The sequence below is a fragment of the Paenibacillus marchantiophytorum genome, from assembly GCF_014640555.1.
In the GTDB taxonomy this organism is placed as follows: domain Bacteria; phylum Bacillota; class Bacilli; order Paenibacillales; family NBRC-103111; genus Paenibacillus_E; species Paenibacillus_E marchantiophytorum.
The window spans coordinates 36,307-58,499 of record NZ_BMHE01000038.1 but is presented as its reverse complement, the minus strand read 5'-3'; the positions used below and the strand labels follow the sequence as shown (position 1 = coordinate 58,499).

Here is a 22,193-nt window from a genome sequence, read left to right as displayed (position 1 = left end):
CATGAAAAAAGCTTCGTCATTTGAAATTGTGGCAGCTCGCTGCTGGAACCTGTTGAACGAGGGGAAACCATTTACACCTATCTTCGTTGTCGGCGTTTTTCTGCTTTACCATATGGGCACATGGTCTGATCCTAACTTTTGGAGTGCGGCCGGTTTAGGACTGCTCGTTACGCTTCCTCTATTTGTATTGTATTATTGCTTCGATTTCCCGCTCTTTCTACGCAATTATTTATGGATGCCCCTCATAGCTGCACTTCTAATTTGGGAACGAAATGATTTCACTCTGTATGTACTGGCGCTGGGGATATTTTACTTCTTTACGATCTATTTCTGGGGCACGTTTTACTATCATTTGCGAATTGGCACAACATGGTGGAATTTCACCCGGTTTTGGAAGCTTGTTTTAAAAAATAGTGACTCGACGAGCGGCAACGCGCAGGAGCAAATGCCAAAGTTTCTGCTGCTGCTGTTTGTATGGAGTCATTTCTACCGCAAGTTTGAAGCGGGTGCTTCTGCGGATGTGGGGACGGGGCTGCTCTTTGCAGGTGGCTTGTTGATTTATGCTTTCATTCTTCACCGCTATTTGTTCGACTGGAAACCAACGGAGATTCCTACCTATACACGGGATTCTAGTCCTGTACAAGCCGGTGGAGAAGCTTTGAACCAGAAGGTCATTGTTATCGTTGTAGATGGCATGCGCAAAGAACGGTTTGAGGAAGCCAATGCACCATTTATGAAGAAACTGCGAGCAGAAGGCACGGAATATGCCCAAATGGAGACGGTGTATCCGGCGCGTACGGTAGTGTGTTTCTCTTCGATGTTCACAGGCACATACCCACGGGAGCACGGCATTCGCTCCAACATGGTGTGGAGATTGGGCATTCGAGTTGAGAGTATTTTTGATTCATTGCGTAAAGTGGGGAAAAAAGGGCGATTGTTGGGGATCGCACATTTAATCGACTCGATGGGAGACGATGTAGAGAGTGTGACGGCTGTCATGCATAACGATGTAGCGGATCGCAATATTATCGAAAGAGCCAAGAAGATTATGGCGGAACAAAATCCGGACTTACTCGTTGCCCAATTAATTGGCGTTGACCAAACGGGTCACAGTCGAGGGGTTCTCTATGAAGATTACACGCAGAAAATTGCCGAAGCGGATCAACTGATAGAAGAGTTCGTCCATTGGCTCGAGGAGCGTGGCATGATGGCGAATACGACGCTGATTATCTGTGCGGATCACGGGCAGGCAGATGGTATTGGCGGACATGGACATCTCGACGAAGGTGAGCGTTATGTGCCATTCTTCCTGCATGGTCCTGCAATCGAAGCAGGCCGCCGCATTGACGAGAAGCACTCTCTTGTCTCCATGGCTCCGACACTTGCTTATTTGCTGGGAGCACCGTTCCCGAGTCATAGTCGCGGACCTATTCTAATGGAGGCTATCAAGCATCATGAATAAGAAGAAAATGATTGTTTTCATGCCTGCACATAATGAAGAAGATAATATCGGCGGGGTTATTGCCCGCGTTCCGAGAAATTTCCACCCGCAATATGAGGTGGAAGTGCTCGTGATCGACGATGGCTCCAACGACCGCACCGTCCATGCTGCGCGCGCAGCGGGAGCGGACCACATCGTGTCATTCCCGCACAATAAAGGACTCGGCGCAGCCGTTCGCGAGGGGCTGAAGCAATGCTGCCTGCTCGGCGGCGATATTGGCATCATGATCGATGCGGATAATGAATATCCGCCAGAGCAAATCCCGGATGTCCTTGCGCCCATTATCATCGGGCGCGCAGACTATACCTTTGGCTCACGCTTCAAAGGACACATTCAAGGGATGAAGCTGCATCGCCGCTTAGGTAATTATACCTTTACATTGCTGCAAGCTGCTTTGCTGCGCAGATGGATTTACGACGGCCAATCGGGGATGCGCGGGTTCTCACGCGATGCGATGGAGAATGCCGTCATTATCCATGACTATAACTACGCCCAAGTGCTCACGATTAATCTGGTTCGGCAGGGCTACCGGTTAGAGGAGATTCCAATATCGTACCAAGTTCGGACCAAAGGCCAGTCCTTCATTAAGTTCAGACAGTATGTGTCTTCCGTGCTTCCGGCGATCTACCGAGAAATGAGACGCCCCGTCTCAAAAAAGCGCAAAGTGACGCTCCAGATGCATCGAGATGAAACAAGCATATGACGCGGAGCACGCTTGTATCGGTTCTTTTCGCAGCTGCGGTTATGGCGGGTGTGACCTGTCTTAGTCTGCTATATGCCAGCCCCTTCGTGCGCACATGGGACGAGGTAGACTTTACGCTGGCTCTGCATCGCTATGATTTACTCGCCATGCAGCCGCATTTTCCTGGATACCCCTACTTTATTCTGGGTAGTTGGTTTATTAACCAATGGTTGGATGATTCGGTTCTAGCATTATCCGTTTTCAATACCTTTATGGCTATATGCTCGGCAATCCCTATGTTTTTACTATCACATAGACTGACTGGCGGCGGCATCAAGAATCTTTTACTGCCTGCGCTCGTATTAAGCAGCCCCTACATTTGGCTGATGTCCTCGCGTCCCATGTCGGAATGTGCAGGCATGGCCTTACTGTGGTGGTTTCTTTGGAGTATCCGCTTTGCGTTGGATCGCCCGGGTTCCACGCTTCGCCACGGATTGGCGCTGCTCATGTTCAGCTTGCTAATGGGCACTCGCCTATCCTTCTTTCCATACGGGCTGGCGCTAGTTCCGCTCTGGTACTCACTTTGGCGGCAGGGGGCAAAAGGTTGGAGAAGATGGCTCCGATTAGGAGGATCTGCGCTAACTGCCCTGCTGTTTCAGTTGATTTGGGTAGCTGGCTTGGTGCTCTCCGAAGGGAACTTAGCTGGCTTCTGGAAGCTATCCCTAGCTTTCGTAGAAGGACATTTCTCCGAGTGGGGCGGTGGTGTGATCTCATCACCTATGCCGATGGGAGAACGATTCTTTCAACTCATAGGGCATAATTTACTTGGTTCAGCCTTATTTGGCGGTTCCTTTCTCATTGGCTCGTGTCTCGCGGTTATGGTTGCAATGACCTTGGTCGTGCGGCGATTCGTCACATTTCCCAAGAAGCTAGAGAAAGAGAATAAATATTATGTATTCTGGTTGATAATCTGTGCTCTTGTATACACCCTATGGGCGCTGATTGGTCAAAATATTGAGAAACCACGACATATTGTTCCCGTCATTGTTCCAATCTTACTTCTCTTATTTGTTTATATGATTCGAACGGCAGAGGCTGTGAAGGCATCCAATTCTAAGAAGCGTCTATGGAGAATTGCGCCTAAGATGTTGCACGCTTCCCTCATTGTTTTGATAGCTATTCAAGTAATCTACGGCACTCAGTTGTTGAAAAGGCAATCTGCAGATGAGCCGGCAGTCTATCAGCTGAATGAATATCTAAGTCATTTGCAGGAACCTTTGATCCTGTTTACGTGGGAAGAAACAAGAGTTCTTCAGTACTTGCAGGCTGAATATGATCATGAACGCATCTATACATTTGGGTATTTTCAATCTTTGGCGGGTGCTGATTCGGAACGTCGGGTTTTCCTAACGGATCATGTCGTCCAAGGCTTTGAGCAGCAAGGGAAATCGGTGGAGAAGCATCTGAAGCGGATTGCTGAGTTTAGCTCGGATGCGATTTTTGATCCCGTTTATGGGAACATCATTTTGTACGAATGGGTTCGCTAAGCGAGAAAAAAAACATTGTGAAATAATGGTTGACATCTATTTGGACAATGATTATCATTATCAATGTCTTGAGAATCAATTTCATAGCAGGGGTGAAGATATGAAACACTGGCTACTAGCCGGATTGACTTTGGTTCTAGCGGCATTCTTAATCCTGCCGACTTCCGCGCTGGCCTACTCTTATGGTGATGCCAATACCGAAGATGTCGCTGAAACTTATAAACTGGTACAAACCAGTATTGGTAACGGAGCGAATGATTGGGGGGCCGCTGAGGGTGCTTACAAGGAGAGGAGAGCTGAGCTCGTAGCGCATTTTGGTGAAAAAGTCGGAACAACGCTAGATGCTAATTTCCAGGCCAAAGATAATAAATTAGTGATTGCTAACTTCAAAGCTGTGCTTGTCATGAACTTGGAGCGTCGATTCACGTATGCAGGCCAAGGAATTGATGATTACGCTGGAGCTAAGCTATTGCTGGCCAAAGCTAAGGCGACCTATGATGCCTTGGAGCCTTATGTGGGTTCTGGTAAAGAGGAGATTAACAAGGCATTCGACGCTGCGCTCGAGGCACTGGGTAATCCAGGATTGTTCGGAGTAGGAAAGAAGCCCGTACAACCAGATGTATTTAAGGAAAAGGTTGATTTGATTTATGGCAAGGTGAAGCCTTTATTTCCGTATAAAGCGTTTACTTCACCAGCCGCTACAAGCGTCCCAACGCCTGCGGCTGCGCAAGTAGAGACGCCTAAGACGGAGCCGGCAGTGAAGTCGGAGTCTACTCCCAAGCAAGAACAACCTGCTGTGGAGAAAGAGGCTAAGCCGACTGAAACGAAAGCGCCGGATGTGGCAGCAGCTGTGGAGACGCAGTCACCCGAGCCGTCTGCATCGGCAAGTCCAACACCGACAGCCGAAGCCGCTTCGCCTACGCCTGCAGCAACAGCAGCAGCGACTGCCAAACCAACTGATACAGCTAGCACAGCAGTGAAACAGGCTGAACCTGTGAAAGAAGCTTCCGCACATGCACCTATGCAGCGCACAGACAGAACGAATCCATTGGTCAGCGTTGCTGTCATTGGTGGAGTGATCATTTTGCTAGGTGGAGGGGTCTGGTTCGCTCGCAAAAGAAAGTGGATGTAACCGTTAGGTCAACCAAAAAAAAATGAATAGGGGAAAACTTACAATGCGTAAATTTTTAGCTGTCGTCTTGAGTGCTTCCATCGCTTTATCCAGTGTTGTTACCGTTTCATCCGTGGCTTTTGCAGAAAGCAAATTCCAAATTAAAGAAGATCAATCGATCACAGCGAAATTGAAATCTTTTGAGGAAATTAAAGCGCTTTTCACAGATAAAACAGTTCTTGCAGATGTTAAGAAATTATATGTAGATAAATTCCAAACGGATGTCAAACGTCTTGATGTGAACATCAAAGCCGATGATCCTAAAATTGACACTAACATCTTGCTTGTTCTGGATGCTGCAATTAAAGGTGATTTGCAAGTTGCTCAAGCGAAACAAGCGATCGATAAAGGGTTACAATGGTATTTCTTCTTCGCGCTTCGTGATTTGATGAGCAACCAAGTTCGCCCTGCTATGACCAAAGGGGACGTTGCAGGAGCAACTGCTGCTTTTGATAAAGTCGTTCAAATCTATGAAGGTGCACTGCAACCGAACGTTGTGAAACGCGATGCCAAATATAGCTTGAACATGGAAGCATTGTTGAAAACTTCCATTGAACTGATCCAAAAAGATATTAAAGACAACAATGTGAATGACTTCAACTTCCACCGTCAAATTTTAGACAAAACGCTAATTAAGAACTATGCGCTTGCAACATATACATACGGAGAAAGCATCGCAACCAAAGCGCCTGCTGACCAAGCAGCTGCGATCACAGAAGGCTACTTCCTCTTCATGCCTGTGTACACATACCTCAAAGGTGGCAGCCCAGCTGACGCAGATTTCGTGAAAAATGCCTTCGCTTCAGGCGATGCCAGCAAAATCAAAAAAGACGAAATCGGTGACGCGCTTCAACGCACGATGATTGGTAAAGTATCCGAGTACATTAACCAAGTGTTCGTTAAACAAGAAGCTGGCGACCTGCAAGGCGCTCGCGGTTATGTGGCTGAAGGCACGATGTTCCTAGCAAGCCAAGAAGTTTTCTTGGGCAAAGAGAAATATGCAGCTGCAAGTGTTGCGGCAACGAAACTCACAGAAGCTGTTAATAAATCAGATGTTGCTGCTACGAAAGAAGCAGGATTTGAAATCTTAAAGTTCCTCGTTGACAAAGATGGTTCCAGTCTAAAAGTTGGCGACAAAGGATATAAAGTCAATGGCGCTGCTTTCACAGCTGAGAATGCGCCATTCATCAATCAGGAAAGCGGTCGTACGCTAGTTCCGGTTCGCCTTATTGCGCAAGCAATTAATGCTCAAGTTGATTGGGTTGAAGCTACAAGAACAGTTGTCATCACCAAAGATGGCAAGAAAACCGAAATTACAGCAGGTTCCGATCAAGTTGTTGAGAATGGCAAAGTAAATGAGAAGCTTAAATTGGATCAACCCGTTGTTCTTGAGAACGGTAGTTCGTTTATTCCCTTGCGTGCAGTTGCTGAATTGTTCGGATATGGCGTATTCTACCAAAAAGGTGACATCATTATCCTTCGTTAATCATTGCGTTCATAATGAAGACACTTGTGCTGTATAGCGCAAGTGTCTTTCAGTGTGCAGGTGTAAGGTAGAGAACAGGAGGCAGACCATGGATTTACAGGCATTTCTCATTACGTTCCGCGAAGCGCTTGAAGCCATTCTCATCGTTGGTGTTATCCTTACCTATTTAACGCGTATTGAGATGATCCGCTGGCATAAATGGGTATGGGTGGGTGTCTTCTTAGCTTTAATCGTTAGTTACGGCTTAGCTCTTGCTTTCCAGGTGTTACTAACCGGATTTGCCAGTATGGGCAGTCAGAATTACTTGAAAATTGGTATCATGCTTGTCTCTTCAGGCTTATTAACGCACATGATTATGTTCATGGGTAAGCAAAGCAGTGAGCTGCAAGGGAAGGTTCAGAGTAAAGTTGCTCATATTCTGACGATTGGCGGCGCCATTAATATGGTTGTCCATTCCTTTCTGGTCGTTGTACGTGAAGGGGTGGAGACCGTATTCTTCTTCGCGGCCATTACGGGAGGCGACATTCAAAAAGCGCTCGAAAGCTGGGGGGCCTTATTCGGACTTGTGCTAGCCGTTGTGGTTGGACTGCTTTTTTTCAAAGGTACGAAGAAAATTCGTCTTGGTACATTTTTCCGTATAACGGCTGTTTTTCTGATGATGATTTCTGCAGGGTTATTCGTTCAGGCCATTGGGATCATGCAGGATTTGGGCATTATGGGGAGTTTATATCGTACAGCAGGTCATCAAATCGGTGAAATCTACAATATCACAGCCTTTATGCCGGAGCACCCCATCGATGGTGTGCAGTATCTCCGCGATTATGGGAAAGAGCCGCTAATAAACGGCCAAGTTGGCATTTTCTTTAAAGCTTTCCTTGGTTACACGCAGAACCCTTCGCTTGAAGAATTCGTTGGGTATTGGGGATACTACTTCTTCGTTTTTATCCTTCTTGCTGTTCAGAGGAAGCGTCATGAACAGGCCCAGATTCAGGAAGATAAAGCGGCAGCTTAATAAATGTAAGTAAGATTCAGGCGATCAACTTGAGGAGCGAGAATCATGATAAAGATTGGAATTATTGGATATGGCCATGTAGGCAAGGCGATTCATGCCTTATTTCCCAAGGCTGCGATTTATGATGCACCTCTGCAGAAAGGCAGTCAAGATGAGGTGAACGCATGCGATATGGTTTTCGTCTGTGCTCCGACACCCTCGCTTCCTAATGGGAAATGCGATACGTCTATTGTGGAAGAAGTCATTGTGTGGCTGACGGCCAAAGTAATTGTCATTCGTTCGACCATTCCCGTTGGCTTCACGGATGCTATGAAGGAACGAACAGGCAAGCGAATCGTGTTTCAACCGGAGTACTACGGGGAAACGGTGGATCACCACTTTTCGGACCTCCGCCATCGGACGTGGCTTACTTTGGGAGGAGCTTCTGCGGATGCTAGTCTTGTGATTCGTGCCTACCAACAGGTGTATAACGCTGAGGTGAGGATTCGCTTGACGGATGCCCGTACAGCGGAAATGGCGAAATACATGGAGAATTGCTTCCTCGCGCTGAAGGTATCGTTTTGCAATGAGTTCTATGATATTGCTGGCGCTCACGGCATTGATTACAATGAACTGCGGGAAGTTTGGCTCGAAGATCCTAGAATTGGGAGAAGTCATACATTTGTCTATGAAGATAATCGTGGTTATGGGGGCAAATGCCTGCCCAAAGATGTTCACGCACTCATCAGCATGGCGGAGGATAGGGATGTGAATGTCGATTTAATGAGATCGGTTCAGCATAAAAATAGCCAGCTTCGTGAAGCGACTGAGTAAAATGAAAACTCTGAATAGAAGGGCACAAGTGATCCGATTCTGGATGATTAATATGTTTGATAATAAATAGATGCTCGGTTTCCAGACTTGGGAATTCTTCGACCAGCATTTCATCGCGCATTTTCGTAGGAGATACGGCATTGCCTGGCTTCATGCTAAGCTCGGCATACAGCAACTCATTCAACGGATGGTTGACAGCTCCCTGAATACGAAGCGCATGCGGAACAATCTGCATGACGGTTACACGATCATTCCCAATCAATTTGTTCAACGAATAGCGAGCCTCTGACGTTCTTTCATCCAGATGATGGAACGATTGCGAGGCTTCTTTTTCACGTCCAACAAGCTCCGCAATATTCTATTCCAAGGCTGACGTTAATCGCAAGCTATAAGCGATTTTGAGGCGTTCTCTTTTAATATACAAGGTAGGCGAGTAGCCAACAGCCTCTTAATAAGCGACTGAATTAATATTCACTGCTGTAACCGACGGTGCTGGCTACTTCTTTGATGGAACAGGAGGGTGTCAGCCGGTCTTTGGCATACTTAATTCTTACTCGATTTAAATAATCAGTAAAGGAAATACCTGTTGCGCGCTTGAAGCCGCGACAGAATGCATTAGGAGTAAGCATTGCGATCTGATGTCGCTCCTATTACCGCTGTGAACACGCCAGCTGGAATATCTCGCGGCGGGAATAAGGTACGTCCTACGATGCATTCCCAAGGAATGCAGGAAGATATCGTGACCAAAGTTTTGATTCGCGAGGTGTATAGGATGGAGTGCGAAATTGACGCAGATCTATTATTTGGTACGCCGATGTGCATTCCGCATGGGAAGGGGCGCAAAATTTCACCTAAGGGGAAGCGGCAGGAGTTTAATATTATTTGACAATAACTATGACGATGATTATCTTTATCAATGGAATCCTTTCCAGCAGATTTCGCGCCTTCTGGATGCAAATTCTATTTAGAATATTGGAGCGGGTTAAGCTGGTATAAGGTGTCTGGAGACTGCTGGGATTTTTCCCCGCAGTCTTTTTCTACTTCATAGTCGGTTAGGGGCCTTTTACGCAAAACTTTGCTAATGTTGCGGCATGCGATAATAGACAGCATAATAAGAGGAGTTCCCTCAGGAGTCTCACGCGGGAAGGAACTACAGTGCGCTATTATAGCAAAAAGTGCCAATATAGCGAGGCTGAGGGAACTACAGTGCGCTATTTTGCTGTTTGTACTGTTTGTAGAGAAATTCAGCGTTTTTCGAGGAAATAAGACCCTGTAGTTCCGCTATAGCCCTCGTACCCCTGCTATTTGCCTGAATAGCGTCCTGTAGTTCCCTCCCTGGATTTGTCGCTTTGACAAGGCTCATTTCTCAGGGCGGCGAAGCCGGTTGTCACATCGTTTGTTTCGTCCAAGCAAAAATATGCAAGCAGCCAAAGGAGGCCCAAATGCATGAAGTCGCATACCTCTGACCGTATAAAAATGCCGCCAGGGTTCTGGGCAGGATTACGTCAATTAGGGATTGCCGCCCATGACGTAGCTAGCAAAGCACGACTGCCGCTCACCATTATTACGGAATCAACGGTCACTAGCTCGCAATATTTCGCAATCTGGCAGGCTTATTCCGATCTCATCGGTGACACAGCCAATGGAATCATCAAGCTGGCGACCGTCTTCGAAACAGCGAAGTACCCGCCGGCCGTCTTAGCGGCTTACCACGCTCGTGACTACCGTGACGCTCTCAACCGAATGGCTAGGTACAAACAATTGTGCCCGCCTGAAAGCTTGCGTATCACCGAGGAGGGCGACCATTGTACGATCGTTCTGGAATGGCTGGATAACGAGCAGCCGGTTCCACCGTTGCTGGTCGGTATCACGCTGGTATTTCTTCTGGAGCTTGGGCGGCGGGGCACAGGTCAACCTTTGACGGCGCAGTTCGTCGAGTTTTCGCATGCAATGGGCGATGTGCAGGTTCTTGAAGCTTACTTCGGCTGCCGTATCCGGACTGGTGCAACAGGCAACCGATTGACGCTGCATCGCAGAGATCTGGACAGGCCCTTTGTCTCTTATAACGAAGAATTGCTGGAGATTCTGACTCCCGCTATGGACCGATCGGTGGAGGAACAGAGGAGCAACCGCTCCATTACCGAGATGGTCAAATGGATTATGAAACGCAGCCTCACAGGAGGGCGCACCGACATTCAGACTGTCGCGAAGGAGCTCAATATGAGCGATCGTACTTTGCAGCGTCGGCTAACTGACGAAAACACGAGCTTCAAGCGTCTGTTGACACAAGCTAGACATGAGCAGGCTCGAAAGTATCTGGCAGACCCCTCGCTGGATATTAAAGAAGTGGCTTTCTTGATCGGCTATGAAGACCAGAACTCGTTCTACCGCGCATTCCGTCTGTGGGAAGGTGATACGCCTTCAAATTGGCGTGCGGAACATATAGGTGCAAACGTCTAAATATTTGGCGTGTTGAACAAGAACTTTGGCGCAATAGGCTAGTTACTGAACTATCCAGACAAGGTAATATAATCTCTATCCGGAAGACAATGAGAAGGAGACAAGTAGGATGGATATGGGATTAAACAATAAAACAGCCTTAGTAACAGGATCAACGAAAGGTATAGGGAAAGCAATTGCCATTGAACTTGCCAAAGAAGGTGTTCATGTACTAATAAATGGAAGAAATTATGAAGAGGTAGAACGAGTTGTTACTGAAATTAAGTCGGATTTCCCGGCTACCTCTCCTCAAAATGCGACAGCCGATCTTGTGGAGAGGGGGCAAAGAGAAGCTCTATTTGAAAAATACCCCGATATCGATATTTTAGTAAACAATATGGGCATTTATGAAATTATGCAATACGAGGATATTGACGATGAAGTATGGGAAAAATACTTCCGTACGAATGTTCTTGCTGCCAACGGATTATCTAAATTTTATTTGCCTAAAATGTTGAAAAATGAGTATGGCCGCATTATTTTTATCGCGAGTGAAGAAGCCGTTATGCCTTCTGGACAAATGCCTCAATATTGTATGACAAAATCAATGCTGTTATCCTTGTCCAAGAGTTTATCTAAATTAACAATAGGAACAGAAGTTACAGTCAATACGATCATGCCAGGACCAACACTCTCTGAAAATGTGCATCAAATAATTGAGAGCATATACCCGAATGGAGATATGACTTTTTCTGAAAAAGAGAAAGATTTTATGACTACAAACTTACCTCAATCGGAAATACAGCGATTTATCAAGCCTGTCGAAATAGGCAGACTAGCCGCATTTGTTTGTAGTCCTTATGCATCTGCATTTAAAGGTTCTCCAATTCGTATGGATGGGGGAATGGTACCGACTATTTTCTAATATTTAATCTCTTTCAAATAGACAATATCCCCCTTAATCATTGTCCACTGTACCTGGCATTGCTCATCTAACAAAACGAGATCCGCATCAAAACCTGTGGAGATCCTGCCTACCGTATCAAGACCGAGTATGCGCGCAGGTGTTGTTGAGGCCATTTTAACCGCATCTATGAGGGAAATTCCGGTTTCAACGGTTAGCCGCAGTGCCTCGTTCATCGTAACTGTACTGGAGGCTAAAGTTCCATCCGCTAGGCGTGCTACACCTTCGGTAACCGTAACATGATGGCCGCCGAACACATAATTTCCGTCACCTAGTCCCATGGCTTGCAAAGCATCTGTGATAAGTACCATGCCATCGGGTCCTTTCAGTCGATGCATCATTCGAACGATCGCAGGATGCAAATGAATGCCATCTACAATGGCTTGAAGGCTGACATGTTCTTCTTCAAAAGCGGCTACCACAAGTCCGGGATCCCGATGATGGATCGGACGCATGCCATTGAAACAATGGGTAACATGACTAGCTCCTGCTGCAAAGGCTTGCTTGGCTTCCTCGTATGAGGCATCGGAATGCGCGATGGCGATAACTACGCCCATTTCCTTCAAAAAGGAGATGAGTTCCATACCGCCAGGCAATTCGGGGGCGATGGTAACCATCTTAATCAGTCCATCGGCTTCGTTAAAAATGTCTTTCATTTCAGCCAGATTCGGATGTCGTAGAAACCGTTCATTTTGCATACCTTTCCGCTTAGGATTCAGGTAAGGTCCCTCTAGATGAAGCCCGGCAATTTTGGCCCCGACTTCATGCCCGATGACACGTTTCACGCTACGAATCATGGCTAGTAATTCTTCGATTGTCGAGCTGACAGAGGTGACCAAGAAGGAAGTACACCCAGTATCGGCACAAGCTCGGGAAACCTCCTGAATACTCGTTTCACTGCCATCCATCATGTCGAATCCGTTGGCACCGTGAATATGAACATCGATCATGCCTGGTATTAATTGATGTCCTTGACCATCTATATATTCATAGTCGCCCTCGGGTAGAGAAGAGAGACCACTTTCTATGTTCTCAATCCTTCCGTTTCGTATCCAAAGTGTCGCAGGTAGAGCGGGGGCATCTTGTTGAATCAGGTTTACATTGTGCACAATTTTAAGACTCATCGCTGTTGTCCTCCTCGTAATTGTCTTTCTCCTCACACTGAATAATTGTGATATTTTTATGATGAAGTACCTCTCTTATTTCGATGGGGACCTCTTGGTCGGTTATTAGAATATCTACAAAGTCGAAATCTAAACGATAAACCGACTTGCTGGCAAACTTCGTGAAATCGGCCACAGCAATGAGCTGATCAGATCGGCGGGCCATCTCTTTTTTAACAGAAACATCATCTTCGTAAGGAAAATAAAGACCATCGGCTCGTATAGCTGTAGCCCCGATAAATGCCTTATCAGCTCTTAGTTCTCTTAGTTTATCAATGACGGAGGGACCATATAATAAGCGGTTTTTGGCGTGTAAATAGCCGCCGAGCACATAAACTTGCAGATCTTCCCGACCTGACAGAATCCCTACAATATCGATGGAGTGTGTGATCGCCGTAATATGTTTGGCGGAAATTTGCTCCGCAACAGACTGTACCGTGGTTGATACGTCAAAAATGACGGTCTCTCGATCTTGAATCAGTTTGGCTGCGATCAGCCCAATTTTTCTTTTGCTGTCTGTTTCGTCGATTAAACGTTCTTGATAGGTGGCGATTTCCTTCTGCAATTGTGGCAGAGCGACGCCTCCGTGTGTACGAATTACGACTCCTTCTTGTACTAATTTAACAATATCTCTTCGGGCAGTATCCCTGGATACATCTAGAAGAGAGCAGATATCCATCACACTCATCGCGTGGTGTTTATTAATATAATCGAGTATTTTCAGCAACCGTTCTTCTTGATACATCGAATTCACCTCTTGTAAGTAAGTTTATCATATAATTTAAGTATTTTAAAGTATTATTTAAGTATATATAAGTAATTATTCAAATGTTCTTTAAGTGCTTTCATTGGCAGCCGTTTGCCGCCGATAGTTTTGAGGGCTCGCTCCATAGTGCTTTTTAAAAGCTCTGCTGAAGTAGCACAGATCAGCAAAGCCAGCTTGCTCAGCTATTTCTGCTATGCGCAGACCTGGCAGCTTCATCAATTCTTTGGCTTTCTCCAAACGAATTTGGTTCATGCGATGGATGATCGTCTGCCCAGTAAGCTTCTTATACTGGCGAGACAAGTGACCGTAGCTCATGTGCAGGGAAGCAGCCAGCTCGCCTACGCTCAGACGACTGCTTTGAAAATCCTCTAAATAGACCTCTACTTTCCGCACCAAAGGGTCCTTGACCGCAGTAGAGGAGGTTACTTGTCCCTGCATGGTCATCTGCAGCAGGCTGAGATATTCCAGAAGATGAATGAGCAGAAGCTGAAGCGCCAGCTCGGACTGGCCCGTCAGAGCTTCTTGAAAGAATTGCTCCAGCAAGCCATGCAGATTGCCATTATCCCGATAAGAGCCGGAATTCCATTCTTGAAGTCGCTGCAGGCGCGTGAAAAAGGACTCCCCCTGTACATCGGCTTTCTCCGTGCTTGCAGGACGAATACGCCATCTTAAACAAATTTCCTCATGAGGATTTCCGCGGGTGTAGGAATGGGAATGAATCGTGCCAGGAGGAATAAGGAAGAAGCCGCCTTCCCCCACTTGGACAAGCTCATCGCCGAAATGGGTCACCATTTGTCCGGATAAAATATAGTTGAACTCAAACCACGTATGGGCATGGGGAGGACACTTGCTGGCTGTGCCGATTTGCTCGAAAATGATATCGACCCATTCGATGACCGCATCATTAATTCTAATTTCCTGACAGATCTGATTAAAGACGGGTGGTAAAAGGCTTTTTAGTTGTTCAAGATCCATGCATCGTGCCCTCGCTTTCAGACTATTAGTTCAATCATATCATAATTAGACAAATATTCGTGTTAATTGGAAATGTACAGCGGAACTTGGCAGCCTCACAATAAATACGAGAGATTTCCATTCGTTCATAAGGAGGTTGCAAGAATGAAGAAGCTTCATTTGATCAGCAATGCCCATTTAGACCCTGTTTGGCAGTGGGAGTGGGAGGAGGGCGCGGCAGCTGCCGTATCCACTTTCCGTGCAGCGGCAGAATTCTGCGAGGAGACGGCGGGTTATGTGTTCAATCACAACGAAGTCATTCTCTATAAATGGATTGAAGAATATGAGCCCCAACTATTCAAACGCATCCAGCGTCTGGTTCAAGCGGGGAAATGGCAGATCATGGGCGGTTGGTATCTGCAGCCGGATTGCAATATGCTTTCAGGTGAATCTTTTGTTCGCCAAATTTTGCTGGGCAAGGCTTATTTCCGAGAGAAATTCGATGCGGAGCCGAGCACAGCGATTAATTTCGATTCTTTTGGTCATACACAGGGGCTTGTCCAGATTCTGCAGCTTGCTGGATATGATTCTTACATCTTCATGCGCCCCGATGAAATGGAGGGATTGCCCGCGGGTGATTTTGTCTGGAAAGGCTTCAATAATTCGAGTGTCACGGCCCACAAAATACGGGGGGGCTATAATACGCTGATGGGTAAGGCCAGGGAGAAAATCGAGGGCTGGCTGGCCGATAACCGGGACAAAAACGAGGGGCTTGTTCTGTGGGGAGTCGGGAACCATGGCGGCGGGCCATCTCGAATTGATCTTGCGCAGATTGACCAATTAATGAAGCGGGAAATAGAATTCGAAATTATTCACTCAACACCTGAAAACTACTTCCGGGATGTGGCTGGCCAGGACCTGCCCTCATATGAAGGGGATTTGAATCCCCGCTTTGTAGGCTGCTACACCTCGATGATTCGCATCAAGCAAAAGCATCGTCAATTAGAGAATGAACTGTATATGACTGAAAAGATGCTTTCCACCGCTGCGATGCAGGGTCTCTTGACCTATCCCTCGAATGAACTGCATGATGCCTTAAGTGATCTATTGACGGCCCAGTTCCACGATATTCTGCCGGGCTCCTCTGTGCAGCCAGCGGAGGAAGCTTCTCTGCGGTTAATGGAGCATGGTCTGGAGATCGTTGCTCGTCTTAAAGCGAGATCCTTTTTTGCTCTCGCCACGGGGCAACCGAAAGCAAATCTTCAAGAATATCCGATTCTTATCTACAATCCTCATCCCTTTGCAGTCAAAGGTGTGTTTGAGTGTGAATTCATGCTCGAGGACCAGAACTGGCAGGAGGCGTTCTCTCTGCCTGTTGTCTATCAAGAGGGGCAACCTATCCCGTGTCAGCCAGAAAAAGAAGGCAGCAATCTGAATCTGGATTGGCGCAAAAGAGTTGTCTTTGAGGCAGAGCTTGCTCCCTCATCCATGAATCGCTTTGATTGCCGGATTGAGATGTTGACGCACAAGCCGATTCCTCAGTTGGCGGAGCAGAATGGCTGCTATCGGTTCGAGACGGAGGAACTGCTTGTTGTCGTCAATACGCGAACGGGGTTCATCGATGAGTATGTTGTTCGAGGAGTCCCTTTCCTCCGGCCGAATGCCTTCGCTCCCCTCGTGATGGAGGATAATGAAGATCCCTGGCGGATGGATAAAGCGTCCTTCACACAGGTTGAGGGGATGTTCAAGCTAATGAATGAGGAGGAAAGCGGGCTCTTCTCCGGGGTGAAAGGCGCGCTTCCTGCCGTGCGAGTCATTGAAGACGGAGATGTGCGTACGGTAATAGAAGCGGTATTCACGTACAACAACTCCTATCTATGCCAGTTGTACAAGCTGCCTAAGACGGGCACGGAGCTGGAGGTACAACTGCGGGTGTATTGGAATGAGAAGGATAAAATGCTCAAGCTGTCCCTGCCAACTCAGCTGTCCGAAGGGCGATTTGTTGGGCAAACAGCCTTCGGGGTCAGTTCACTGAACCACGGGCATGAGGCCGTTGCACAAAAGTGGGTAGCTGTAGAAGCTCCTGAGCAGAATCTGGGTCTAACCTGCATAAATAACGGAATTTATGGCAGTGATTTTGTTTCCGGAGAGGTTCGGCTTTCGCTTCTGCGGAGCGCAGGCTATTGCGCTCATCCGATTAACGACCGACCAATCATGGTACAGGATCGATTCTTGCCGCGGATGGATCAAGGTGAACGCTGCTATACCTTCTGGTTGAATGCGGGAGAGCTTGCTGACCGCAGGAATCGTCAGGATCGTGAGGCGCTGGTTCACAATGAGCGGCCTTATGCTTTATCTTTCTTTCCTTCCGGAGAAGGCGAGCGGCTGGAGTCTTTTCTAGTACTGGAGGATGCAGTGGTTCAACTGAGCGCCTTCAAGAAGGAGGAGAGAGGCGAGAATTATATCATTCGCCTGTTCGAGCCCACCGGGTTTGGCAGATCAACGGTACTAAGCATCCCTTCGCTGGGAATTCGCCAAGAGATTCAGCTGAACGGCTTTGAGTGCAAGACGCTGCGTCTCTCAACCTCTGCGGATACGCTTACGGAAGCGCCTTTATGTGAAGTTTAATTCTATTTCTATCCCCAAATTCTGTAACATGCACCTTAGCTCTTTCACAGGGTCATTATGATATTTGCCATTAAATTAAGTTCACATATGTCCAAAATGACGATCATTTCTCGATATTTAATCGGGGATGATTGTTTTTTTGCATATAAACCTGAATTTATATGTTTTTGGGTGAACGCAGAGATACTCTAACTGCCTCGCGCAGAGGGAGGGAACTACAGTCCGCTATTATAGCAAAAAGTGGCATTATTGCGAAGGTGAGGGAACTACAGGACGTTATTTTGCTGTTTCCTGGGAAATTCAGCTCTTTTTGTGGGAATAAGACCCTGTAGTTCCGCTATGACCCTCGTATTCCTGCTATTGGCCAAAATAGCGAACTAGAGTTCTCTAATTGGGTTTGGGGTGAGCGAAGCTTACCTCTTACTTACTAGCCTCTACCGCAGATTGCTTTGCTACGGAGGTTTTCGGTTTTGAGTGGCACCTAATGAACTGTAGGATGCTTATAGACCGGAAAATAGCTGCTTTAGAAATTTAATGAACTGGATTGGCGCTACCCGGTACTTTATTGGCCGAATGGTGATCATTTGCTTGAAATAGAGCATCTGGCATTCATTAGATTTTCAAATTGAGCGATTTTGGCCGAATAGAGGTTATTGAGTTCGTAAGGAGGCTTGCGAAGGTGCATGGATTTGAAGACCTAACTGCAGGCTAGGTTTTTCTCAGTGCAGTATTGCAAATAATTAATTACTGATATAATCACTGAAAAAGAGACAGGAGTGAATCTATTTTGTTGACACAGGTGAAGGATCTATTTGCCATAACGTTATTCGATGTGAAAAAAATACAATATTACTCCCGGTTCATGTTTGATTTCACCCAGCCTTATCTAACGGTATCCTATATCAAAGAAGGGGAGGTCATCACGACAGACGACGGCAAGGAGTATATTGCCAAAACCGGTGACGTGATGATTCATCGTCCTGATACGCCTTTTAATGTGATTTCGCAAAAGGAAGGCATTCACTTTCTGTTTAGTATTGAATTGCACGTTAGAGAGGGAGAAGATTTCTTTCAGCTGTTCCCGTTTAATAAGGTGATTACCATTCGGGACACCGCTTTGTATGAAAAGAAGTTCGACGAACTCAAAGATATGTGGCAGCAAAAAGATCATGAACAGGGGTCTGTGCAGGCGGGTTTTCTGGCGCTGTTTCTGCTTCATGAGATTGTGGAAAGCTCCAAAATAGGAGGAAAGCGTGCATCCATAGATACGTTCGAAATTGCCCGCTTTAATTATGCGCTTCATTATATTGAGAAGGGGTTGGAACGGAATATTACGCGTGAGGAATTAGCTGACATTTACCATATGAATCCTGTCTATTTTAGTCGGGCTTTTAAGCAGGTATATGAACTGACTCCGATGCAGATGCTGCAAAAAATGAGATTAATCCAAGCCAAACGAATGCTGGAAGACCAGGAAAACACCATCGAGCAAATTTCGCAGGAATGCGGCTTTTATGACGCATCGCATTTCAATCGCGTTTTTCAGAAAGCTTTTCGCATGTCCCCTAGCAATTTTCGAAAAAGTATCAAAAGTACAAAAACTGGCATCGTGCCTACATGGTCTGAGGATAGGTTGTAGGATAACATAGGAAGTACAGATTAGGGTGAGGAGGGCTTGACAGCGCATACAATTAGCGAAATGTTTGACTAAACAAGGTTAACTGCGAATATTTGTAATCTTAAAAAGGGGGAAATATCAATGGTACAAAAAAAGAAATATTCTGCTATTTTAATCGGATCTGCACTAATTGTACAAATCATTACGGCTTGCTCTGCCTCTCCTGCGAATACAGTTAGCACGGGCACTCCTGCAGCACCGGGAACTTCGGGAAATAAAGCCGAAACAGCGCCAACAGGTGAGAAAGTTACCTTGCGAGTGATGGACTGGGCAGATAGCGAGAAGCCCTATCGCGAAAAATTTATCAAGGATTTTGAAGCGAAATACCCGAATATCAAAATCGAATACACGCTAATGAGCGTTGATCAATTCCAGAATACGATCACGACAGCGATTAAATCGGGAGACGCGCCGGATTTGTTCCCTATTCCAGGCAATATGTCGCTCAGTATGGCAGTTAAAGGTGAATGGTATCAGCCACTAGATGCGTACCTCGATGATGCTTTTAAGAGCCGATTCATTGATGGTGTGTTCGTGGAAGGTTCGACGGTGTTAAATGGCAAGGTGTATTCCATACCTGCGCTTTCCAGTGTGCCGAGTACGCTTGTTTATTACAATAAGCAATTGTTTAGAGATGCGGGACTAAACCCAGATAGCCCGCCCAAAACCTACACAGAATTCCGCGAGGCAGCAAAGAAAATTACGGCAGCCGGTAAAGGCAAGGCGTACGGCATTATCGAGGGGGGCAAACAAATCGGTCGGTGGAAACTGGCCGCTATGGACTGGTCCGCACTGGGCGGCAGTGGGTTAAACCAACAATCGCCGATCAGTTTGGTCACACATGACGCGAACTATGACAGCAAGGCCGTTGTAGATGTGATGAACTTGTTCAAGGGCATGAAAGATGACGGAAGCTTCCATCCGAAGACGATGAGCATATCTGCTCCCGAAGCTCGCGCCTTGTTTGGCGAAGGCCAGGCTGGTTTCATTTTGCAAGGGGAATGGTCCATTGGTGTATGGAAACGGGATAATCCTAACTTGGATTTCGGGGTGATGATGCCTCCGGTGCCGGACGATGGACAGAAGGGGTATCTGCCTAAATCAACCATTGGGGCTTGGATCGGAATGTCGAAGACATCGAAACATCCGAAAGAGGCTGCGCTTTATTTAAAGGAATATTTCAGCAAGGAATATCAGTCGGTATTGGTTAAAGCGGGAGACCGGTTCTCGATCTTAAAGGATGTTAATGAGAGCTCCTCCGAAATTCCGCAGTTTAAGCAATACTACGACATTGTTCAGAAATCTTCCCGTTTAATTCCGAATCCGCAGATTAGAAACCCTGAACTTACAAGTGTGTATGGGAATTATAAGGATGTTCAGCCTGGTGTAGGCGATATCCTGCAAGGCGTCGTATCCGGGGCGATCAAAGATCCAACCGCTCCACTAAAGCAATACTCCGATCTCATTAATAAAGCGTTGGATACGGCTATCACGAAGGCGACGGCAGACGGCGCCAAGGTAGACAAGAATGATTTCATATTCTCCAATTGGAGTCCAGATAAAAATTACTCCGAACAAGATTACAAATCGATCAAATAATGGGGAGTTCACACATCGTGAAAACCAAGTGCAAAATTGAATTGTGGTGTTGGATATTCCTGGTTCCAACGTTATTGCTTTTCGTTCTGTTTCAAGGCTGGCCGATTGCGGCCAGCTTCTACTATGCCACGTTGGATTGGTCGGGGTTAACATCCGATGCGACCTATGTCGGACTTGATAACTTCGCGAATGTGGCGAAGGACCCCTACTTTTGGAACGCTTTTAAAAATAGTTTCAAATTCATGTTCGGTGTCGTGCCGCTTAATCTGATCATTCCATTAATACTAGCTGTTGTTTTGAATCGTCCCCGGTTAAAAGGAGCCAGCCTATACCGGACCTTAATCTTCCTGCCCGTTGTTACAACGACATCGATTGTCGGTATTATTATGGTTTTCATATGGGGCAGCGATGGAGCTGTCAATGATGCGTTAATGAAAATAGGTTTGCTTAGCACACCGATTAATTGGCTGGGAGATGCCAAATGGTCGATGTTTACCGTGGTCCTCATTTCGGTGTGGAAAAATCTCGGCATTAATATGATTTATTGGCTTGCCGGACTTCAGGGGATACCAAAGGATCTGTATGAAGCGGCTGAAGTGGATGGCGCAAGAGGAATGAAATTATTCGTTCATATAACCATTCCTTTGCTTCTGCCTATAGGAGCCGTCATTTTACTGCTAAACGTTGTTAATTCCCTGAAAGTGTTCGATTTGATCAAAACGATGACCAACGGAGGCCCTTTTTTCGCAACGGATGTGGTGTCCACCTACATTTATCGATACGCCTTTTCCAGTGAGATGGGACTTCCGCAACTTGGGTATGCGTCTGCTGCCGGACTCTTCTTTGCAGTAACCATCAGTGCGCTCGCGATTATCCAATCCGTGCTGAATAAACGAATGAAAGGTCGTGCCAAATGATGAAAATCCTCAGATTATCATTGTTCCACGTCGTCATGACCGCCTTTTGCATCGTTTGGATTTATCCGTTCTTATGGATGGTTTCCGCTTCCTTCAAGACGCAGAGCGAATTTTTCAGCAATGGACTGCGGTTGATTCCTAATAGCTTCCAGATGGGGAATTTGGTCAGAGCGTGGAATGAAGCCAATTTTGAACGATATTTTATCAATAGTGTGGTTATTTCCGTCAGTACCATCCTCATCGTACTTCTGGCTACGGCAACATGCGGATATGTGCTTGGCAGATATGTATTTAAAGGGAAGAAGCTGGTCTTGGGGGTTCTCGTCGCCAGTATGTTTGTACCGATGGAATTTGCGATTATTCCGATTTATGATTTGATCAAACATTTGGGACTTATGAACAACTTGTTAGGCGTTATTTTAGCCGAAGCTGGGGGAGCGCATATCATCTTTATTTTGCTCTTTTCTACTTTTTTCGGCCAGATTCCCAAGGAGCTGGAGGAAGCCTCCATTATGGACGGCTGTGGATTTTTCCGCACCTTTTTTACCATTATGCTGCCGTTATCGAAGCCAATCGTCGGCAGTGTGACGATCATGCAGTTCATCTGGTCCTGGAACTCTTTTATGATCCCGCTAATTTTAACTCTCAGTTCGCCTAATCTGCGTCCACTTGCCGTTGGCTTATATGCCCTGCGGGGCGAGAATGTGGTGGATTGGACGGGGATTGCTGCTGGCGGTACGATCGCGATACTTCCGATTATTGTTATTTTCCTATTCTTGCAGCGCTACTTTGTGGATGGGATTGCCGGGGCTGTGAAGGGCTAACGACAGGTGATGCACAAACTACAGCTGCAAATTACAACTACTAATTATA

Annotated in this window: 20 protein-coding genes; 15 read left to right on the top strand and 5 right to left on the bottom strand. The window is 46.4% G+C overall.

Features of this window, described 5'->3' with window-relative positions:
- Position 1 precedes the first annotated feature (1 nt).
- The 7 genes from IEY34_RS26565 (at position 2) to IEY34_RS26535 (ending at position 8,212) form a co-directional block, all read left to right on the top strand.
- Positions 2-1,462: an alkaline phosphatase family protein gene (locus IEY34_RS26565; protein ID WP_189017470.1), complete on the top strand. Its 1,461-nt coding sequence runs from the start codon at positions 2-4 to the stop codon at positions 1,460-1,462.
- Positions 1,455-2,204 carry a glycosyltransferase family 2 protein gene (locus tag IEY34_RS26560; RefSeq protein ID WP_189017467.1) on the top strand — a complete coding sequence of 250 codons (750 nt, stop codon included), beginning with the start codon at positions 1,455-1,457 and terminating at the stop codon, positions 2,202-2,204. Before IEY34_RS26565 ends, IEY34_RS26560 begins: the two co-directional genes overlap by 8 nt.
- Complete coding sequence (locus tag IEY34_RS26555; protein ID WP_189017464.1) at positions 2,201-3,730, top strand: hypothetical protein; 1,530 nt, start codon at positions 2,201-2,203, stop codon at positions 3,728-3,730. The genes IEY34_RS26560 and IEY34_RS26555 overlap by 4 nt, the downstream gene beginning before the upstream one ends.
- Positions 3,731-3,830: 100 nt before the next feature.
- The gene (locus tag IEY34_RS26550) at positions 3,831-4,862 is read left to right on the top strand and encodes a hypothetical protein (protein WP_189017462.1); all 1,032 of its coding nucleotides are present in this window, start codon (positions 3,831-3,833) and stop codon (positions 4,860-4,862) included.
- 43 nt (positions 4,863-4,905) lie between these two features.
- Positions 4,906-6,387: a copper amine oxidase N-terminal domain-containing protein gene (locus IEY34_RS26545; protein WP_189017459.1), complete on the top strand. Its 1,482-nt coding sequence runs from the start codon at positions 4,906-4,908 to the stop codon at positions 6,385-6,387.
- A gap of 88 nt (positions 6,388-6,475) precedes the next feature.
- Positions 6,476-7,399, top strand: coding sequence for an FTR1 family iron permease (locus tag IEY34_RS26540; protein ID WP_189017456.1), 924 nt, complete (start codon positions 6,476-6,478; stop codon positions 7,397-7,399).
- A 45-nt stretch (positions 7,400-7,444) separates the two neighbouring features.
- Positions 7,445-8,212 carry a Rossmann-fold NAD(P)-binding domain-containing protein gene (locus tag IEY34_RS26535; protein WP_189017453.1) on the top strand — a complete coding sequence of 256 codons (768 nt, stop codon included), beginning with the start codon at positions 7,445-7,447 and terminating at the stop codon, positions 8,210-8,212.
- On the opposite strand, the gene IEY34_RS26530 is transcribed toward IEY34_RS26535, so the two are convergent.
- On the bottom strand, positions 8,124-8,483 hold the full coding sequence (locus IEY34_RS26530; RefSeq protein WP_189017450.1) for a hypothetical protein: 360 nt from the start codon (positions 8,481-8,483) through the stop codon (positions 8,124-8,126). The genes IEY34_RS26535 and IEY34_RS26530 overlap by 89 nt on opposite strands.
- Before the next feature lie 193 nt (positions 8,484-8,676).
- Positions 8,677-8,841 (bottom strand): helix-turn-helix domain-containing protein, encoded by a 165-nt coding sequence (locus IEY34_RS26525; RefSeq protein ID WP_189017447.1) that lies wholly within the window; start codon positions 8,839-8,841, stop codon positions 8,677-8,679.
- Here IEY34_RS26525 and IEY34_RS26520 point away from each other — a divergent pair.
- The 3 genes from IEY34_RS26520 (at position 8,841) to IEY34_RS26510 (ending at position 11,576) form a co-directional block, all read left to right on the top strand.
- Positions 8,841-9,098, top strand: a complete 258-nt coding sequence (locus IEY34_RS26520; protein WP_189017444.1) for a hypothetical protein — start codon at positions 8,841-8,843, stop codon at positions 9,096-9,098. The genes IEY34_RS26525 and IEY34_RS26520 overlap by 1 nt on opposite strands.
- Before the next feature lie 560 nt (positions 9,099-9,658).
- Positions 9,659-10,672: a helix-turn-helix transcriptional regulator gene (locus IEY34_RS26515; protein WP_189017441.1), complete on the top strand. Its 1,014-nt coding sequence runs from the start codon at positions 9,659-9,661 to the stop codon at positions 10,670-10,672.
- Positions 10,673-10,781: 109 nt separating this feature from the next.
- Positions 10,782-11,576, top strand: a complete 795-nt coding sequence (locus IEY34_RS26510) for an SDR family NAD(P)-dependent oxidoreductase (RefSeq protein ID WP_189017438.1) — start codon at positions 10,782-10,784, stop codon at positions 11,574-11,576.
- Here IEY34_RS26510 and nagA read toward each other — a convergent pair.
- From nagA to IEY34_RS26495, 3 genes are all read right to left on the bottom strand, one after another.
- The gene (nagA, locus tag IEY34_RS26505) at positions 11,573-12,739 is read right to left on the bottom strand and encodes an N-acetylglucosamine-6-phosphate deacetylase (protein WP_189017435.1); all 1,167 of its coding nucleotides are present in this window, start codon (positions 12,737-12,739) and stop codon (positions 11,573-11,575) included. The genes IEY34_RS26510 and nagA overlap by 4 nt on opposite strands.
- Positions 12,729-13,523 carry a DeoR/GlpR family DNA-binding transcription regulator gene (locus IEY34_RS26500; protein ID WP_189017432.1) on the bottom strand — a complete coding sequence of 265 codons (795 nt, stop codon included), beginning with the start codon at positions 13,521-13,523 and terminating at the stop codon, positions 12,729-12,731. The genes nagA and IEY34_RS26500 overlap by 11 nt, the downstream gene beginning before the upstream one ends.
- Positions 13,524-13,613: 90 nt before the next feature.
- Positions 13,614-14,519, bottom strand: a complete 906-nt coding sequence (locus IEY34_RS26495; protein WP_189017429.1) for an AraC family transcriptional regulator — start codon at positions 14,517-14,519, stop codon at positions 13,614-13,616.
- A 144-nt stretch (positions 14,520-14,663) separates the two neighbouring features.
- On the opposite strand from IEY34_RS26495, the gene IEY34_RS26490 reads away from it, so the two are divergent.
- The 5 genes from IEY34_RS26490 to IEY34_RS26470 all read left to right on the top strand — a co-directional run bounded on the left by IEY34_RS26490 (position 14,664) and on the right by IEY34_RS26470 (position 22,144).
- Complete coding sequence (locus IEY34_RS26490) at positions 14,664-17,126, top strand: glycoside hydrolase family 38 N-terminal domain-containing protein (protein WP_189017426.1); 2,463 nt, start codon at positions 14,664-14,666, stop codon at positions 17,124-17,126.
- Between the two features lie 787 nt (positions 17,127-17,913).
- Entirely contained in the window at positions 17,914-18,765 is an 852-nt protein-coding gene (locus IEY34_RS26485; RefSeq protein ID WP_189017423.1) for a helix-turn-helix transcriptional regulator, read from the top strand.
- A 120-nt stretch (positions 18,766-18,885) separates the two neighbouring features.
- On the top strand, positions 18,886-20,403 hold the full coding sequence (locus IEY34_RS26480; RefSeq protein WP_189017420.1) for an ABC transporter substrate-binding protein: 1,518 nt from the start codon (positions 18,886-18,888) through the stop codon (positions 20,401-20,403).
- A gap of 17 nt (positions 20,404-20,420) precedes the next feature.
- Complete coding sequence (locus tag IEY34_RS26475; RefSeq protein ID WP_229757852.1) at positions 20,421-21,320, top strand: carbohydrate ABC transporter permease; 900 nt, start codon at positions 20,421-20,423, stop codon at positions 21,318-21,320.
- Positions 21,317-22,144 (top strand): carbohydrate ABC transporter permease, encoded by an 828-nt coding sequence (locus tag IEY34_RS26470; protein WP_229757851.1) that lies wholly within the window; start codon positions 21,317-21,319, stop codon positions 22,142-22,144. Before IEY34_RS26475 ends, IEY34_RS26470 begins: the two co-directional genes overlap by 4 nt.
- Positions 22,145-22,193: the final 49 nt, after the last annotated feature.

Excerpts from the sequence above, each read along its gene's own strand:
- IEY34_RS26565 (WP_189017470.1), top strand. The coding sequence starts at position 2 with ATGAAAAAAGCTTCGTCATTTGAAATTGTGGCAGCTCGCTGCTGGAAC.
- IEY34_RS26560 (WP_189017467.1), top strand. The coding sequence starts at position 1,455 with ATGAATAAGAAGAAAATGATTGTTTTCATGCCTGCACATAATGAAGAA.
- IEY34_RS26555 (WP_189017464.1), top strand. The coding sequence starts at position 2,201 with ATGACGCGGAGCACGCTTGTATCGGTTCTTTTCGCAGCTGCGGTTATG.
- IEY34_RS26550 (WP_189017462.1), top strand. The coding sequence starts at position 3,831 with ATGAAACACTGGCTACTAGCCGGATTGACTTTGGTTCTAGCGGCATTC.
- IEY34_RS26545 (WP_189017459.1), top strand. The coding sequence starts at position 4,906 with ATGCGTAAATTTTTAGCTGTCGTCTTGAGTGCTTCCATCGCTTTATCC.
- IEY34_RS26540 (WP_189017456.1), top strand. The coding sequence starts at position 6,476 with ATGGATTTACAGGCATTTCTCATTACGTTCCGCGAAGCGCTTGAAGCC.
- IEY34_RS26535 (WP_189017453.1), top strand. The coding sequence starts at position 7,445 with ATGATAAAGATTGGAATTATTGGATATGGCCATGTAGGCAAGGCGATT.
- IEY34_RS26525 (WP_189017447.1), bottom strand. The coding sequence starts at position 8,841 with ATGCTTACTCCTAATGCATTCTGTCGCGGCTTCAAGCGCGCAACAGGT.
- IEY34_RS26515 (WP_189017441.1), top strand. The coding sequence starts at position 9,659 with ATGAAGTCGCATACCTCTGACCGTATAAAAATGCCGCCAGGGTTCTGG.
- IEY34_RS26510 (WP_189017438.1), top strand. The coding sequence starts at position 10,782 with ATGGATATGGGATTAAACAATAAAACAGCCTTAGTAACAGGATCAACG.
- nagA (WP_189017435.1), bottom strand. The coding sequence starts at position 12,739 with ATGAGTCTTAAAATTGTGCACAATGTAAACCTGATTCAACAAGATGCC.
- IEY34_RS26500 (WP_189017432.1), bottom strand. The coding sequence starts at position 13,523 with ATGTATCAAGAAGAACGGTTGCTGAAAATACTCGATTATATTAATAAA.
- IEY34_RS26495 (WP_189017429.1), bottom strand. The coding sequence starts at position 14,519 with ATGGATCTTGAACAACTAAAAAGCCTTTTACCACCCGTCTTTAATCAG.
- IEY34_RS26490 (WP_189017426.1), top strand. The coding sequence starts at position 14,664 with ATGAAGAAGCTTCATTTGATCAGCAATGCCCATTTAGACCCTGTTTGG.
- IEY34_RS26480 (WP_189017420.1), top strand. The coding sequence starts at position 18,886 with ATGGTACAAAAAAAGAAATATTCTGCTATTTTAATCGGATCTGCACTA.
- IEY34_RS26470 (WP_229757851.1), top strand. The coding sequence starts at position 21,317 with ATGATGAAAATCCTCAGATTATCATTGTTCCACGTCGTCATGACCGCC.